At 38.6% G+C, this 16,485-nt stretch carries 16 protein-coding genes; all 16 read right to left on the reverse strand.

From position 1 onward, the window contains the following. A complete protein-coding gene (locus F601_RS0107030) occupies window positions 1–321 on the reverse strand; it encodes a V-type ATP synthase subunit F (RefSeq protein WP_018164966.1) in 321 nt (106 codons plus the stop codon). Further along, window positions 311–1,321, reverse strand: a complete 1,011-nt coding sequence (locus F601_RS0107035; RefSeq protein WP_018164967.1) for a V-type ATPase subunit — start codon at window positions 1,319–1,321, stop codon at window positions 311–313. Before F601_RS0107035 ends, F601_RS0107030 begins: the two co-directional genes overlap by 11 nt. A 14-nt stretch (window positions 1,322–1,335) precedes the next feature. Then, a complete protein-coding gene (locus F601_RS0107040; protein ID WP_018164968.1) occupies window positions 1,336–1,920 on the reverse strand; it encodes a V-type ATP synthase subunit E family protein in 585 nt (194 codons plus the stop codon). A 71-nt stretch (window positions 1,921–1,991) separates the two neighbouring features. Next, window positions 1,992–2,471, reverse strand: coding sequence for a V-type ATP synthase subunit K (locus F601_RS0107045; protein ID WP_018164969.1), 480 nt, complete (start codon window positions 2,469–2,471; stop codon window positions 1,992–1,994). A 22-nt stretch (window positions 2,472–2,493) separates the two neighbouring features. Further along, window positions 2,494–4,473 carry a V-type ATP synthase subunit I gene (locus F601_RS0107050; RefSeq protein ID WP_018164970.1) on the reverse strand — a complete coding sequence of 660 codons (1,980 nt, stop codon included), beginning with the start codon at window positions 4,471–4,473 and terminating at the stop codon, window positions 2,494–2,496. Then, window positions 4,463–4,786, reverse strand: coding sequence for an ATP synthase subunit B family protein (locus F601_RS0107055; protein WP_018164971.1), 324 nt, complete (start codon window positions 4,784–4,786; stop codon window positions 4,463–4,465). The genes F601_RS0107050 and F601_RS0107055 overlap by 11 nt, the downstream gene beginning before the upstream one ends. Window positions 4,787–4,985: 199 nt before the next feature. Beyond that, window positions 4,986–5,954: an ROK family glucokinase gene (locus F601_RS0107060; protein WP_018164972.1), complete on the reverse strand. Its 969-nt coding sequence runs from the start codon at window positions 5,952–5,954 to the stop codon at window positions 4,986–4,988. Between the two features lie 80 nt (window positions 5,955–6,034). Continuing rightward, entirely contained in the window at window positions 6,035–6,427 is a 393-nt protein-coding gene (locus F601_RS0107065) for a C-glycoside deglycosidase beta subunit domain-containing protein (RefSeq protein ID WP_018164973.1), read from the reverse strand. A 12-nt stretch (window positions 6,428–6,439) separates the two neighbouring features. Continuing rightward, complete coding sequence (locus tag F601_RS0107070; RefSeq protein WP_018164974.1) at window positions 6,440–7,444, reverse strand: sugar phosphate isomerase/epimerase family protein; 1,005 nt, start codon at window positions 7,442–7,444, stop codon at window positions 6,440–6,442. Between the two features lie 19 nt (window positions 7,445–7,463). Continuing rightward, window positions 7,464–8,378 (reverse strand): sugar phosphate isomerase/epimerase family protein, encoded by a 915-nt coding sequence (locus tag F601_RS0107075; protein WP_018164975.1) that lies wholly within the window; start codon window positions 8,376–8,378, stop codon window positions 7,464–7,466. 124 nt (window positions 8,379–8,502) lie between these two features. Then, on the reverse strand, window positions 8,503–9,573 hold the full coding sequence (locus F601_RS0107080) for a Gfo/Idh/MocA family protein (RefSeq protein ID WP_018164976.1): 1,071 nt from the start codon (window positions 9,571–9,573) through the stop codon (window positions 8,503–8,505). 51 nt (window positions 9,574–9,624) lie between these two features. Further along, entirely contained in the window at window positions 9,625–10,725 is a 1,101-nt protein-coding gene (locus F601_RS0107085; protein ID WP_018164977.1) for a Gfo/Idh/MocA family protein, read from the reverse strand. 175 nt (window positions 10,726–10,900) lie between these two features. Further along, window positions 10,901–13,111 (reverse strand): AraC family transcriptional regulator, encoded by a 2,211-nt coding sequence (locus tag F601_RS0107095; RefSeq protein ID WP_018164979.1) that lies wholly within the window; start codon window positions 13,109–13,111, stop codon window positions 10,901–10,903. A gap of 59 nt (window positions 13,112–13,170) precedes the next feature. Beyond that, window positions 13,171–14,583, reverse strand: a complete 1,413-nt coding sequence (locus tag F601_RS0107100; RefSeq protein WP_018164980.1) for a glycoside hydrolase family 1 protein — start codon at window positions 14,581–14,583, stop codon at window positions 13,171–13,173. An 8-nt stretch (window positions 14,584–14,591) separates the two neighbouring features. Then, a complete protein-coding gene (locus F601_RS0107105) occupies window positions 14,592–16,019 on the reverse strand; it encodes a PTS transporter subunit EIIC (protein WP_018164981.1) in 1,428 nt (475 codons plus the stop codon). A gap of 154 nt (window positions 16,020–16,173) precedes the next feature. Continuing rightward, window positions 16,174–16,485, reverse strand: a 312-nt coding sequence (locus F601_RS0107110; protein WP_026183147.1) for a transposase, incomplete at its 5' end; no start/stop codon positions are given.

Here is a 16,485-nt window from a genome sequence, read left to right on the forward strand (position 1 = left end):
TTAGAGGATGTTCTGTCCGACAGCCTTCTCCACATTATCCTGAACACGCTGAAGTCCTAGCCCAGTTGCCCCTTTATGGGTTGGGATAAGAATAACTGCAGGTGTTACTTGACTGTCATAGTAGGCGATAGTGTCTGGAATTTCTGCTGCAATATCTTCTGTCAAATAAACGATGCCATAATGATCTCTAGCTAGCTTACGCAGCGTATTAATAGCATCTTGAGCATGATTGACCGGAAAGGTTTGAAAACCAATCATTCGGAAAGGAAGAATGGCATCACGATTGCCAATAACACCAATTTTGTATTTTTTATTGTCCATAAATCGGTCTCATCCTTTCTTTTACAGCATCCAATGGCAATTCATTACAGAAAGCCGACAAAAGCAAACGCATGTTTTTAACTTCGAACTCACGACCTAATAAATATCGAGCTAGGACTAGTGGTCCGTCTGTTTGATATCTTGCCTCTTCCAATAAGTGGAACTGCATGAGGTCATAGAGATATTCCAAATCAACTGCACCCGCTCTTCCCTGACTCATTTTTTCTTCAAAATCAGCTAGGGCAAGGGTGAAATGGTCTGGATTAATCTGATTAAACCAGCTAATCAAACCACCTTCTTCTTCAAGTGCAATGAATTCATTGGCAGTCATGCTACCTTCATCAGACAAGAGTTGCAACATGAAACTCTTTGGTTTGTCTTGTGCAAAGGCACGTTTTACTGTGATGACGTTATAGAAGTCAATCATTAGCATAATAGCTTGATTAAAGACTGGATTGTCAAAATCTGTAGCTATTTTTTTCAAGTGTTTGAAATAAGCTAAATCGGCACCAATTTCTAAAACACGGACATCGTGGTAGCCTTCATATTCAGACCAGATGGATTGGAGCTCTTGGACCATGAATTCTGGGAAGAATTCTGAACTAAGGGCTGAAACCAAATGCTCAAGAGCTCCCAAAGATTGCTCACCAATTGGAATAAGCAGGTGAGACAAATCTTGCTTAGAAGCGCGAGCTTTTAACAAAGCCTTGATATTATGATAAACGTAACGCAATGAAAACATGGTCACAATAGTCTTGTCTGGTGCTTCTTCAAAAGCCCACTGGTATTCACTTGCCAACTCTTTCATAAGGATATCATCAATGATGTTAAGATCATCTAAATCCTCAGCTGATAGGTGATAAGGTGTGGCCTGCAAGAGGAGAGAAAGATTTTCCTTGTCTCCTGCCTGCAAGAGTTTTTGAAATTGGTCTACTGTAACAACACTCGCTTCTTTGACACTAATTGTTGTATTAATTTGTGAGAAAAGATTGGTATCCATTGAGATTCCTCCTCTTAATTCTCTTTAAAAATGTCAGCAGCGATACGTGAACTTTCTTCTTTGTAGATAGAATCAATCAAGTTAGCAAATAAGTAAGTATCATCAACCTTACCATCTGACACAACAAAACCAGCCTCTCTGGCAATAGCTGACGCTTCAAAGGTCACATTTGGGAAAGCTTGTTTGACTTGTTCAAGATCAGACGATGAAAACTTATTTGCTGTGATGTCACCAAACTGAACGCTGACTGCTTGTCCAGCATACTTAGGCAAGATTTTTTGAAGGAAGGCAAGCTCATCAGCTGCGCTCCATGCCGTCATCTTGTCCAAGGCTGCTGCAAACAGCTCTTTTAATATTTTTTGTTTTGACACCAAGGTTGACTGGCGCTCTTGGTTGCGAATTTGCTGAGCTTCAATTTGAAAACGCTGATTAACAGCCTTGATTTGACTTTGGCGCTCTGCATCTTTTTCAAATAAAAGATGAGCTTTGCGCGCTTCAAAATCTTTTTCCACTTGAGCTTTAGCTTCCGCTAACTTTGCCTGTCCTTCTTGGTGAGATTGTTCAATAATAGATGTTTTTAAGCGATTAACATCACTCATAGAATACCTCCTCCATAGATTTGAGATGTAACCTTGGTTAATCTCTCTGTTATTTTATAACTTTTCGGAGATTATCCTACACGAAGTGTCAACAAGAATGATACAACGAATGCGAGGATGGCATAAGTTTCTACCATGGCAGCAAGGATGGCACCCTTCATGAATTCTTCTGGGCGTTTAGCCAAGATTTGCATACCGACAACGGCAACATTACCTTGGTGTTTAGCTGAGAAGTAACCAACGATTGCGATTGGAAGTGCTACGAAGAAGTAAGCAAGTCCTGTTGCTACTGGCATTTCTGGTGTTAATTGCAACCAAATCAAAATACCGATAACGAATCCGTAAAGACCTTGTGTACCTGGCAAAAGTTGAAGGATAAGAGCTTGTGCAAATTTTTCAGGTTGTTCTTTCAAAAGTGCAGCGGCAGCTTGTCCAGCTTTACCAACACCAAGTGCAGAACCCATACCTGCAAAACCAACTGCCAAAACGATACCAAGTGAAGCGAAGAATGCGCCACCGTATTGTGAGAAATAGTTTGCTAATTGTTCCATTTTAATTGTCCTCCAATTGAACTTATTTTTTAATTTTAATATACTTTTCAGCAGATTTTAGGGGAGCGAAAGCACGTCCGCCACCTGTGTAAAATTTACCGAAGAACTCTACGAACATGAGACGTGCGCCATGCACATAACCTGAAAGCAGAGATAGGAAAATATTAATGGCATGTAATACCACAAATACCACGATACCGATAGTGAATCTCGCACCTGTTGGGAAGATACCAACAATCAAGTTAAAGGCTTGTCCAATACTTGCTCCTGATAAACCAAGGGCCATCAAACGTGTGAAGCTGACAAGGTCACCTGCATATGAGCTAATATTGTATAGATTGAAGAGACCTGATCCAAGTCCTCCAAGACCCTTACTTTGGATAACTGATACCACCAAAATACCAATGGCATTGATGATGGCAAGGATTGCTCCAAGACTTACTAGGAAGGATAAGCTTGGCAAAAGTGTTCCAACTGCCAGCATTGCGATTCCCCCAAGGATACCAACCCAGGCAAAACCTGAATTATAGGCTTCTGCATAGTCCTTCATACGGAGATTCTGCAGACCGCCAAGAATCATACCAAAGAGTACAGTGATGAAACCGAAGACTACTGAAAGCATGAGAATGGTCATGACATCATTTGTCGTACTCAATAGGTGGAAGGGAAGATCCGCTCCAAAGAAGGAACCATAAACCAAGCCCCATAGGCTAACCGCAATTCCCAAGAGATTAAAGAACCTCATGAAACGTGCCATTCCCTTGTTTAAATTAAAGGATTTAAGAGCTAAAAGCGTCCCAACAAACATCAAGAGACCATAACCAAGGTCGGCAACCATCATACCAAAGAAGACAAAGTAGAATGGTGCTAAAAATGGTGTTGGGTCTTTTTCATTGTATTTAGGCAGAGAATACATCTCTGTAACTAATTCAAAAGGTTCAACGAGAGGGTGGTTCTTAAGTTTAATCGGAACCTGATCCCAATCTTCCTTAGCCACATCAAGTTCTTGGACATAGACGCTATCTCCAAATTGAGATGTAATTTCGTTTCTAAGGAGAGCAACCTCATTTTCTTGAACCCAACCTTCAAGGGCAACCAAATGCTTGGTGCTGGCTAAGTGTTTCTTAACCTCTTGACGGTTGTAGAGTCCTAGAACATAATCCGTTTGCACTTCTAAGTCTTGCAGAGCTTGTTGCGAACCTTTTAGTTCTTCAATTAAGCTATCTTTTTCTTTTGACCAATCTTGATTTTTGGCTTGCATTTGAGAAATAGCTTGCGCTGGTAAGATATCTTTGTCATAGTCAAAGGCTTTAAAACCGTAATCATGCAGGTTTATATCTGCCTTGGCATCAAAGAAGGTAAGGACACCATATTCAATTTCAGAATTGAAGATTTCTTGAACCTCAATAGCTTCATTAGCTTTAAAGAGACGGTAGAGATTATCATCTTCAGTCTTAGGTATTGTACCAATAACTGCTCTGATAAAATCAAATTGTCGTAACTCTTTTGGTGTGACTTCAAGATTCTTCCATTTAGTCAAGCTAGCAATTTCAGACTCATTTTTACCTATTTTACGTTCCAAAGAATAAACACGACTGATTTTTTTGGTGACTTGATCAATCAAGTCTTCAGCCGAATTATCTTGGCCAAATTGCTCAAGTTCTTCGAAAGAAAGGACATAATCCTCTTTTTTAAGCGCTTGAATCATTCCCTCTTTAGGAATGAAGTGACGCAATTTTTCGATGGTATTTTCCAAAGTCTGCTGTCTACGCGATAGGTAAGACAGAGCTTCTTCACCTGCTAAGACTTCCTGAGTTTTGGCATCAATTTGATGAATAAGCGGTAAGTCAACCTTTTCTTCTTCAAAGGCTTCTTGCCAGTTAGTCATCTGAGCAATCTCACGAACCTCAACAGTTTCTGATTCTTGCAAGGCCAACAAAACAGGGTCAAGATTTTCTTTTGAGAAGACGATAGAAATCTTCTTCATTTGACTAATTGCCATATTTTTCTACCACCCTGTCCACAATTTGCTGAACCAGATCGTCTTTTTTATCAGTCAAGACTGATCTGACGTTGCTGTCATTTTTAGCAATGGTATCAGCTAGTTTTTCTTTCAAAAGAGCTGTTTCTTTCGTTAAGTCTTCTTCAAGTGCTGCTACCTCAGCTTGAGTTTTCTGGTCACAATCCGTTTTAATGCTATCCAATTGATTCGCTGATTGTGAGCGTAATCCTTGAATTTGGCTATCATAATCCGCTAAAACTGCTTTAGCTTCATTTTCGATATCCTGCATCGTTTGTAAAATGGAATTTGCCACCGTGCCACCTCCTCTCACATAATACTTCTATTTTACCAAAATTCTGAGCTTTTAGACGATTCAAAACAAAGTTTTTTACTATTTTTTTCCTAGAAAACCTTGATTTTATCAACTTTCTTCCTATTTAATTAAAGGATATTTTTAGGCTCAATTACCAAGAAAAAACTATCATGTTTTGAACACGATAGTTCATTATCTTTTATCCCAAACTTAATTTTACCAATTGAGCTGCCCCAATAACACCAGCATCATTACCTAACTCTGCCAAAACAATTTGACAGGTTTGGCGGATTTGTGGGAAGGTATAATCATAAGCCTGCTCTGCTATTTTTGCGCGTAAAAATTCACCAGCTGCTGAGACCCCGCCACCAATAACGATATGGCTTGGACTAAGGGTATTGGCAATATGAGAAACTGCTAGGCCAAGGTAGTGAACAAACTTATCAACAATCAAGTTTGCATAAACATCACCCTCTTTGGCAGCATCAAAAATATCTTTAGAGGTCACTTCATCGCCATTATCAATAGCTTCCTTGATGGCTGAGTCACCTTCATAGTCAGTTGAAAACTTATGGGCCAAATTCACGATACCAGTTGCTGAAGCTACAGCTTCCAAACAGCCTTTCTTGCCACAAGTACAGGCAAATCCATATTCGGTATCTACCGTCAGATGACCGATTTCACCAGCTGCACCGTCTTGACCAGTAACTAGCTGTCCATTAGCCACGATACCACCGCCGACACCAGTCCCCAAGGTGAACACAACCACATCAGAATTGCCTTGACCAGCACCTTTCCATTGTTCACCAAGAGCTGCCACATTGGCGTCATTTCCGATGAAAAATGGCAGAGCAAAAGCTTCTTTAAAAGATTTACCAATCTCTTGAAGCTCAGACCAACCAAGATTGTAGGCTCCAATAACGGTAGCAGCTGTGCCATCCACTTTACCAGGGGACCCCATACCAATACCAACAAAATCTGCAGGAGTTAGTTGGAACAAGTCCAATTTTTCTTGAATTGAAGCGATAATATCAGGTACGACATGTTGACCATTATCTAGAATATTTGTTGGAATAGACCATTTTTCAAGAATGTCTCCCTCTTGAGAAATAATTGCTAGTTTAACACTAGTCCCACCAAGGTCGATACCAATAATTTTTTGAGTCATCATTTTTCCTTTCACAACTTTAGACTTTACTAGAAAATCCTGCAAGGAGATTGATTGCAGGATTTCTTTTTAACAACGAACTAAGCAATAGTAACTTTACGTGAGTTTACCCCGTGGATTGGGATTGGAATATAGGCCGTACGTGTTTCAACTGTCAATTCAACATCGTGTTCGCCTTTTGACAAACCACCTTCTTGAGCAACACGAATTTTCAATGGAACATCATATTCCCATTTGTATGTTGTCACGGTTGTCATTTCATCCAAGGTAAACCAATCTTTACCTTCTGCACTACAAGTGATGGCTTCGCGTGGAACTTCAACGCCATCAACTTTAACAGCAATTTCATTTACCATTGACAATGGAATGGCACGGTAATAAGTGATGTAGGTTTCAAGCTCAAATCCAACTACTTTACCATCAACTACTGTGTTTTTGCATGAATCTTTTTTAAAGACGTTATTATCAAACATGTTTTCTTCCTCCTATCCTTCAATCTCTGCAATGGCTTCACGCAAGAGTTTTTGGTGAGCAGCAACTTGTTCTTTTTCAACCATTGGGTTTCCAGGAAGAATCCAGCGATTGCCTTCATATTCAGTTGCTACATAGCCATCATAACCTTTGTCATGGAGGTATTGGAGAATTTTCTTGTAATCAATAGAGTATTCGATGCCTTCCTCAGTCATTTCCCACAGTTTGAAGTGGAAATGTTTGATATAAGGCATAACATCATCTAAAACTGTCAATGGCGTATTTTCATAACCATCAGCCAACATGATAAATGGCATGTCTTTTGGCTCAGCCATAGCAGCCAATTCAGGTTGCATATTGTGGTTTTCATCAAAAGCGTGAGTTCCATCAAGACCTTTATCAAAGAAAGCATTGAAATAGTCGATAACGTCAGGATTTACACCAAGAACCTGTTTGTTAAACTCACAGAAGACACGTGGAATGCGGTCACAGAAGATACCAGTATCCACAACCAAACCACAGTATGGTGAGTTAACACGTTTCATCTCTTTAATGAACTCAGCTGTTTCTGGTTCATTAAAGCTCATACCAGCGTGAATTTCAAGTGCGATAGTTACATCGTATTTTTCAGCATACGGCAAGAGTGGTTCAATAACAAAGGCTGGGACCATTGATACCAAGCGAATCAATTTGAAACCAAGACGGTTGGCCAATTTGATTTCTTCAATCAAGAGGTCAACACATTCTTTTTGTGTCAATTCACGGTTGTTATAAAGGTTTGTGTTCAAGAAAACATCGGCACAAACAGGTTTAGATTTTGTTTTTGCCATGATACGATCCCACTCAGCCAATGTTTCTTCTGTTGGGTTTGGAGTGCCATGTAACATTTGGTCTGGAAGAATTTCAAATCCAGGAACCTCATTTTCATCTAGGAAAGCCATGATGTCTTCAAGTGACATACGACCATTCATGAATTCATCTTGCAAGCTATACAAGCTCACAGCATTTTTAATTGCCATCTTATTTCCTCTTTTTCTATTAAATCACATAATTGCGAAGGTAACGGGCACTGAGAGTGATTGAGTTTTTAACATCACGGTCAGTTTTTTCAAAAGCTTTATCTTCAACTTCGATACAAGTATAGCCATCAAAGCCAATATCAGTAAGGGCTGATACGTATTTACCCCAATCGACATCACCAAGTCCTGGAAGTTTTGGACTCATGTATTGAAGCGGTGTTGCCATAACTCCTACATCTTTGAGTTTGTCTTGGTAAACTTTGATGTCTTTGTAATGAACGTGGAAGATTTTATCTTTGAATTCATAAAGTGGTGCAATATAGTCAATATGTTGCCATACAAAGTGTGATGGGTCATAGTTAATTCCCAAGTTATCGTATGGAAGGACTTCGAAGACTTGACGCCAGATAGCTGGTGTTGTGAAAAGGTTTTGTCCGCCTGGCCACTCATCTTCTGTGAAGAGCATTGGACAGTTTTCAATGGCGATTTTAACACTCTTGTCTGCCGCATATTCAAGAATGGCTGGCCAAACTTTTTTAACTTCAGCTAAGTTTTCTGAAACAGATTTACTTGGCATACGGCCGATGAAAGTTGTCACCATGTTGACACCCAAGATTGCTGAGCCATCAATAACTTTATAAAGATGATCAATGACTTCTTGACGTTTTTCCAAATCTTCATCAAGTGGATTTGGATAGTAAGCTAAAGATGAGATTTCAACACCTTTAGAATTTGCATAAGCGTTGAGCTCTGCTGCTTTTTCCGCTGTCAAATTAGCAACATCGATGTGAGAGACACCTGCATAACGGCGAGCAGCTTTTCCTTGTGGCCAGCAAGCCACTTCAACACAGTCAAGACCATTTCCTGCAACAACATCAATCAATTCTTCAAATGTGGCATTGTCCAAAATGGCTGATACAAGACCTAATTTCATTGTAAATTACCTAGAACCAGCTACCTGCATCCTCCATGGATATGCGCTTTGCGATTCTATTCCTTTCATACTTTCTATATAAAGGGAGCCCGCTCATAAGCGAGCTCCCACTCTGTCGTCAATTTTATTCAAAAGATACGCTGCGGTGCTCTGCTGCAGAGACACGTATAGCATCCATGAGTTTCATCAAACGATGAATTTCTTCAGGTTTAACAATTAATTCACCTTTGCCTGTGACATAATCATAATAACGATCGAAGTAATCACGGTGACTGACATTCACTTCTGGAAGAGCTTCTGTCACGATACGACCTTCTGGTGCTGGACCGAATGAACGTGTTGGACCAGCAGCTGTCATTGTGATTTGACCTGGAACATTGCGAAGAAAATCTGTTGTACGAGTGATTTCACCCTGTGGGTGGAAACCATCAATCTTAGCACTTCCCTCATTACCACCAAGGAACCAATGACGTTCGAACCAGCCATCTTCATTACTTAGGAAATACGTTCCAAGCTCAACTTGACCGGTAACACCATTCTCAAACTGCAATTGAATATTGAAGTAATCATCAACATCAGTATTGATAACATTTTTGACAGTGGCGTAGACTGCAACTAGCTTGCTGTCAACCATGTAAAGCATTTGGTCAAGAAGATGAATCCCCCAGTCGTAGAGCATTCCGCCACCGAATTCTGGGTAAACATGCCAGTCATGCATATTACCGTTGAAACCGTAGAGGCTATTTTGGATAGTGTAGGTTTTTCCTAAAGTACCACTTTGGTAAACTTCTTTAGCAATGTTGTAATCCTTATCCCAACGACGTTGATGGTGGATAGTGAAGCGAACACCTGCTTCTTCTGTTACTCTTTGCATTTCTTCAAACTCAGTAGCATTCATCGCAGCTGGTTTTTCACAGATAACATCTTTACCTGCTGCAACAACTTTCTTAACCATTTCCAAGTGGAGGTGGTTAGGAACCGCAATAATCACAGTATCGATGCGGTCATCTTTAAGCAATTCATCTGCTTTAAGATAGGTATCGTAACCTTGAGCAGCATTTTCCAATTGCAATTTATTAGCGTCACAAACTGCAATCAATTCTGCGTAATCTAAATCATCAGTAATCATTTTGGCATGAGTTTGACCCATAAAACCAAATCCGATAATTCCAAAATGTAATTTCTTTTCTGTCATGTTTTCTACCTCATGCCAATATCATACTTAGTTACATGTTTTAGTTATCTATTAGTCTTCAAAGACTACAACTTGACCAGTTTCAGCTGATTTGTAGATAGCTTCAAGGATACGAGTAACTACGATAGCTTGTTCTGGTTTAACCATTGGTTCTTTATCGTTGATGATAGCATCAATCCATTGTTGTGCTTCTGCATCACGTTGCTCAAGGCTTGCACCTGCAAATCCAAAGACACCACCAGCTTCAGAAGGTTTTGTTTCTTCCAATTGACCATGGGCAGCCTTGTTAAAGACAACATATCCTTGGTCCATGAAAGCTGCACCAAACATTTCAGCTCCGCCTTTGTCACCACAAAGTGTAACTTGTGCTTCTTTAGGGTTAATCATGTTAAGGGCCCATGCTGCTTCAAGGAAGATTGTTGCACCATTTTTCATTTTAATCAAACCGAAGGCTGAATCTTCAGTTTCAAATGTTTCTGGATCCCATGGTCCGAACATGTTACCCATTGGGTTATCTTTGAGTTTTTGGTAAGTTGAACCAAGAACCATTGCTGGTTCATAGTTATCCATATACCAAAGTGTCAAGTCAAGAGCGTGTGTACCGATATCAATAAGTGGTCCGCCACCCTGTTTTGATTTATCTGGGAATACACCCCAAGTTGGAACACCTTTACGGCGAATTGCGTGTGCTTTAGCGAAGTAGATATCACCAAGTTCACCTGCTTCACAAGCGTCTTTGGTTGCCAATGAATCTGCACGGAAACGGTTTTGGTAACCGATAGTCAATTTTTTACCAGTGCGTTTTGCTGCATCTAGCATAGCTTTAGCTTCTTCATAGTTGATAGCCATTGGTTTTTCACACATAACGTGTTTGCCACCTTCAAGTGAGGCAACTGTAATTTCTGAGTGGGATACGTTTGGTGTCAAAACATGGATAACATCAATGTCAGGGAGGTTAGCGATGTCTCGGTAGTCTGTTGTTACAAGAGCTCCTTCTGCACCGTATTCTGCTGCTGCTTTAGCAGCACGTTCTTCAATAACGTCACAGAAAGCGACGATTTCAAGTTTGTCTGATAGTTTAGCAAGAGCTGGGAAATGTTTGCTGTTAGCAATTCCACCACATCCGATGATACCGAATTTAAGTTTAGTCATGAGATGACCTCCGTTTTTTGTTTTGTTATCGTTTACATTTATTATTATAGACCTTAGCTAAGAAAATGACTTGTCACTTTTAACTTGTCTACTCCATCATTTTTACAGACTTTTAAAAAAATAAAAAAGTCAAAATAAAAAAGTACCAACTTATTTGATACTTTTTTATTATTCACTACAAAAGTCTCCTAAATTCAACAAGGATAACTTCTAAAGGTTTGAGGATAAGCTTCTCAAGTAACTTAGAATCATGCACTTGGACCTGTTTTTGGTAAATAGTTGGTTGAATTCGTGACTTTAAAAAATCAAGCATTCTTACATCAAATTGTTTCAAAGCCGTGTATTTCCTAGCTTCGTCAAGGGCATTACCATCATTTGGTCCTAAAATAGTAAAGGTTACCTGATAGGTTCCATTTGGAATATTAGTAAGTTCAACTTGTAAATGTCGCCCTTGAGTCTCAAAAACATAGTTTTGACTTTCATGAAGATTAATATCCCTACTGCTAGAATAGTAATCCGTTAACTTTTGATGATTATGCGCCAAAATAGTATAGGATCCTGCCCTATCAGTGGTCAAAATAAGTCCATCCTCTTTGGCAATAAGGTAATCCTGTAGACGACTTTTAAAGTCATAGGCAAATAATTCTACCTTAGGCAAGCCAGATTTGGTAACGAGCCCAGATAAACCAATAAATTCCGCAGAATTAGCCAGTTCTAAACTCCAATTATCTAGCAAACTAGCATAACCGATTTTTGCAAATTTATCTTCATTATGTTCTAAAAAGGCCAAACAATACCCCGACTTATAGGCTGAGTCATTGATGTCATCCAAATTGTCAGCTGTTAAATTATAACCTGATAAAATAAAAGGAACTCTGGTTCTGCTAATAGCTAAAAAATCATCAATTTTACGTGAAATTGCTTTTACATTTGAACCTAGAACGATATTCTCTCTTGATGAATATAGGCTAGGTTCTTTGACAATGGGCAATGCTTCAATTGCGATGAAATCAATACTATCTTCTAAATCAGAATACCCCATAAGTTGTTCCATTTTGTCTTTATCAGCATAGATATTAAAGTCGCCAAAACCACATTGAAGGTCTGAGCTCATTTGTTTTAGGGCAAAACAAAGGCGCTTGTACTCACTAACAGTTTCTTGACTGATTACCTGACTGCGGAATTCAATGTAATATTGACTGAATTGTTTAGCTCCATAACGTTGATATAGACTTTTTAAATAATTTAAACTGCGATTATTGGAAATAGAATCTGACAAGTCTATCACCATATAAGGCTTAATCTGCCTGTCCTCTAAAAAATCCAGGAAACTATCAAAATATACCTCTTCCTTCTTCTGTAAATCAAGTGGAAAGCGCAACGTATCCAAAGTAAGTTTGGATTGTATAAACTTGATTTTCCTATAAGTCTGATAATCTCCTAAAGCCTCAAGATTTAAGAGATTCCAAATATACTTGGGGGACTGAGACTTTTTACTTTGGTTAGCATTAAAACTAAAATTACTTTTTGAATCCTCCATAAAGGATTGGAAATCATCAAAGCTTAGTTTTTCTTCTGTTTCAGTACTATTGCCTACTTCTTTACTATGTCCTTGGCGCCATTCTCTGGGAGACAGGTTATATTTCTTTCTAAATAAGCGGTTAAAAGAATTGAGATTTTTAAAACCCACTTCATAAACCAAGCTGTTAATTGGAGTATCACTTGTGGCTAATAAAAGTTCAAGTTTTTCAAAACGTTTCTCTTGGAGATACTTGCTAAAAGATATGTCGAAATGCTTCTTCATGAAACGGGACATGGATTGTTTGGAGACATAGAAGACCTCAGCTAGACCTTCAAGGGACAAATCCTCAGAAATATTCTGATTAAGATAAGCTTCTATATTTTCAACTGATAGTTGCCACTTATTTCCTTCTAGTTTAACCAGATACTTCTGTTCCAACTTACTGATAATCTGAAAGTAAAGGGCATTTACCTCCCAGTAAGATGCTGACTCTTTTTCCAAATAATAAAGGCGTAACATCCTACCTAAAGATTGTGATAGGGTTGAATTACTGGCTTCCCCTTTACTCTTTGAATCACCTTCAAAAACGTCTATCTTTCCCTTGTCCTCATTTTCAGACCAATAAGCGAATTCCATAGCATAGAATCGACTACTTCTTTCAGCATTCAAAATTTTGACAGTTGTAAAATTAGGTACTACAAAAAATTCACCTAATCCAAAAGTCATGGTGTAATCATCAAAAGCCACTTCAATTTTTCCCGAGAGAACATAAACTAACTTAGCATTTTCGGTAAAATTTGTAATAGCATCTTTTGCTTTTAATTGTATGATGGAAACATTTTCCCAAATTTTAGTTTTAGTCATAAAAGTATTTTATCCATAAGTAAAGAAAAAAGCAAAACGAATTGTCTTGCTTTATGAGTTTATAGGTCTGCTCCGTTCGAAGAGATAACTTTTTGATACCAATGATAGGATTTTTTAGGAGTACGATCTAGACTTCCATTACCTTCATCGTCAAGATCAACATAGATGAGACCGTAACGTTTTTCAATCATACCTGAACTTGCACTGATAATATCAATTCCTGACCACGGTGTGTATCCAATAATCTCAACACCATCATCCATGGCATTTTTTAGCTCTTTAAGATGATCTCTAATGTAATCGATACGGTAGTCGTCTTCGATTGGATTATTGTCTTCCATTTTTTCAAGTGCAGAATAGCCATTTTCCACAACAAAGAGTGGCAATTGATAACGAGAATAAAGTTCGTTCAAAGTAATTCTGAAGCCAAGTGGATCAGACTGCCAGCCAAAATCATTTGATTTGAGGTAAGGATTTTTTAGTGTGCTGTTAAGATTAGCTCCTGCACGTTGCAAACTTGCTTTATCTGCTGCAGTTAAACGCGATGAATAGTAGCTGAGTCCAACAAAATCAACCGTATTTTCCTTAAGAATTGTCAAATCTTCATCAGTTATATCAAGCTCAATACCTTCACGTTTTAGCTTATTAGTCAATGAATAAGGGTAAACACCTTTAACTTGAACATCAATGAGGGCATATTCTTTTTCGTTTTCTTGGTAAGCTTCCCAGACATCTTCTGGATTGCAAGAGTAAGGATAGGTCATACCAGCTCCCATCATGCAGCCAATTTGGAAATCTGGATTAATTTCTTTACCAATTTTAACAGCCAGAGCAGAAGCTACCAATTGATAATGAGCACCTTGATATTTAGCCTGAGTTACATTTTCTTCCTTGGTCGGGTTAATGAGACCACCAACCAGAGGAAGGCTCAAAATCATATTGATTTCATTGATGGTCATCCAATATTTAACCTTGTCTTTGTAGCGTTTGAAGACCGTTTCAGCATAACGGGCAAAGTGACCAATCAATTCACGATTTTTCCAGCCTCCAGAATAGTAAAATTCAAAAGGTGTGTTGAAGTGATTGAGAGTGATAACAGGTTCAATGCCATATTTGAGACACTCATCAAAAACTCTGTCATAGAAAGCTAAACCTGCTTCATTTGGCTTTTCTTCTGTTCCATTTGGGAAAATACGCGCCCAGTTAATTGATGTTCTCAGGGCCTTAGCACCGAGGTCAGCAAACCGTTTGATATCTTCTGGGTAACGGTTATAGAAATCAATAGCACGGTGACTTGGGTAGTAATCGTAAGTTTTTCCCAAGGCAATGTCAATATCTGCTGTCGCTTGGTAACGTTCATGATTGGCATTGGCTACGACATCATCCATAACCAAGCCTTTACCATCTTTTAAGGCTTCACCTTCCGCTTGGGAAGCACTCATGGCTACTCCCCACAAAAAATTTTCTTTCATACTTTCACCTATTTTTCGTTTTTATACATCATGAGTGTGAGCACAAAGCCTGCAATCGTACTCAAGACAATCGTTGCTACTGTAACAACCAAGCCTACAGGTAAACCTGAACCACCTTGTTCAATAAATCCTGGGACAGCAAAGATACCACCTGGGGCCAATTGCACTAATTTCACACCAAAGAATCCAGAAGCAGCTCCACCAACACCTGAGATAAGACACATAGTTGCTAACAGTTTTTTGTTTTCAAGAATAAATCCATAAAGAGCTGGTTCGATAACACCTGGTACCCAAGCTGAGAATCCAGCTGACCATGCCAATGATTTTTGAGCTTGAGATTTTTGTTTAAGTGCGATAGCGAACATAGCACCTGCAATAGCAAAACCATGAGCTGTAATCATTGGGAAGATAACATCATAGCCATTAATAAAGAAGTTTGTAATAGCAATTGGAACAATAGCACTATGAAGACCGATACTAACAAGGAGAATCCAGAATCCGCCAAGTAAAGCGCTTATGATAGTTGGGTTGATATTGTAAAGAGCCATTACTGAATTAGCTAGGAATGAACTGATGACATTTGCGATTGGGCCAATAACAATAACAGAAATTGGCAAAGAAATAAGAAGAGTCAAAAGTGGTGTTCCGAAACTTTCAACAAGAACAGGTAATTTCCCTTTGAAAGCATGATAAACTTTTGCTGTAAAGTATACTGATAGGATAGTTGGAATGATTGTCGTTGAATAATCATTAAAGATAACTGGAATACCAAAGAAATCTGTTGCAACATTACTTTGAATCATAGTTCCAGTAAAAAGAGTTTTTACATTTTCAGTATTAGACAAGAGGGAAACTAATGTTGGATAGAAGAAGATAGCCCCCACTGCAATCCCTATTGTTTCATCCAATTTGAAGCGTTTTGCTGCTGAATAGCCTACAAATAGAGGTAAGAAATAGAAGAAGACATTTGAAACCCCATATAAGATATTGTAAGCACCGCTATCAGAAGCTAACCATCCTAGAGAATTAAAGAGAATAACAAACCCTTTGATAATCCCTGTTGCCGCCATGATATTAACCATAGGTAGCATGATACTAACAATAGTATCAATGAAGACACCTAGTGGATTTTTCTTTTTGTCAGATACTTTTTCTTCCTGGTCTTTTTGAGCAAGATCATTAGAAACTGTAGATGGATACATTGATACAAGCTCATTATAAACATCTGACACATGATTTCCAATAACCACATGGTATTGACCACCTGAAGGAAGAGCCGTTAGAACACCTGTCAAATTCTTCAATTCATCTGCATTAAATTTACTTTCATCTTTCAGTACAAAACGAAGACGTGTCGCACAATGAACAACAGTTTCAACGTTAGATTCACCACCAACATTTGTAACGATTTGATTGATAAGATTTTCGTATTTCATAATCTTATGCTCCTTTGAAATATTATGCTATTATTATAGCTTTTAGCTCAAGTGAGCAAGAGTACTTTTTGTACCAACTTATTAAAAAAATATGACATAAATTGCATTGAATTTTATAAAGCAAGGCGAAAATGATTTTTTTGAACAATCATATTTAATCATTTATTAAAAAAGACGAGGCTGGGCAAAAACTAGCTTCAAAATAAAACCACACAGTGATTTCCGTCTCGAAAACAATCAAGATGAAAGAATCACTGTGTGGTTTTTGAGTATGTGATGTTTTAGAGTCGAGATTCTTGGCCAATTTCGTGAGATTCATGCTCATGAAGAGGAAGCCGACTTCCGTTTGGACGGCTTGGTTACCTCTAACGTGAATTCTGCGAACGCCAAAAACACTCTTCAATCGGCCAAAAACGGGTTCGACATCGATTTTCCGTTTGGCGTAGATACGAGAGCCTTCTTCGCT

Origin of the sequence: Streptococcus henryi DSM 19005, assembly GCF_000376985.1 — a bacterium.
Classification (GTDB): Bacteria; Bacillota; Bacilli; order Lactobacillales; family Streptococcaceae; genus Streptococcus; species Streptococcus henryi.

Coding starts and splice junctions, on each gene's coding strand:
- F601_RS0107065 (WP_018164973.1), bottom strand. CDS start 6,427: ATGTTTGATAATAACGTCTTTAAAAAAGATTCATGCAAAAACACAGTA.
- F601_RS0107030 (WP_018164966.1), bottom strand. CDS start 321: ATGGACAATAAAAAATACAAAATTGGTGTTATTGGCAATCGTGATGCC.
- F601_RS0107100 (WP_018164980.1), bottom strand. CDS start 14,583: ATGAAAGAAAATTTTTTGTGGGGAGTAGCCATGAGTGCTTCCCAAGCG.
- F601_RS0107105 (WP_018164981.1), bottom strand. CDS start 16,019: ATGAAATACGAAAATCTTATCAATCAAATCGTTACAAATGTTGGTGGT.
- F601_RS0107045 (WP_018164969.1), bottom strand. CDS start 2,471: ATGGAACAATTAGCAAACTATTTCTCACAATACGGTGGCGCATTCTTC.
- F601_RS0107040 (WP_018164968.1), bottom strand. CDS start 1,920: ATGAGTGATGTTAATCGCTTAAAAACATCTATTATTGAACAATCTCAC.
- F601_RS0107095 (WP_018164979.1), bottom strand. CDS start 13,111: ATGACTAAAACTAAAATTTGGGAAAATGTTTCCATCATACAATTAAAA.
- F601_RS0107060 (WP_018164972.1), bottom strand. CDS start 5,954: ATGACTCAAAAAATTATTGGTATCGACCTTGGTGGGACTAGTGTTAAA.
- F601_RS0107050 (WP_018164970.1), bottom strand. CDS start 4,473: ATGGCAATTAGTCAAATGAAGAAGATTTCTATCGTCTTCTCAAAAGAA.
- F601_RS0107080 (WP_018164976.1), bottom strand. CDS start 9,573: ATGACAGAAAAGAAATTACATTTTGGAATTATCGGATTTGGTTTTATG.
- F601_RS0107035 (WP_018164967.1), bottom strand. CDS start 1,321: ATGGATACCAATCTTTTCTCACAAATTAATACAACAATTAGTGTCAAA.
- F601_RS0107085 (WP_018164977.1), bottom strand. CDS start 10,725: ATGACTAAACTTAAATTCGGTATCATCGGATGTGGTGGAATTGCTAAC.
- F601_RS0107070 (WP_018164974.1), bottom strand. CDS start 7,444: ATGGCAATTAAAAATGCTGTGAGCTTGTATAGCTTGCAAGATGAATTC.
- F601_RS0107075 (WP_018164975.1), bottom strand. CDS start 8,378: ATGAAATTAGGTCTTGTATCAGCCATTTTGGACAATGCCACATTTGAA.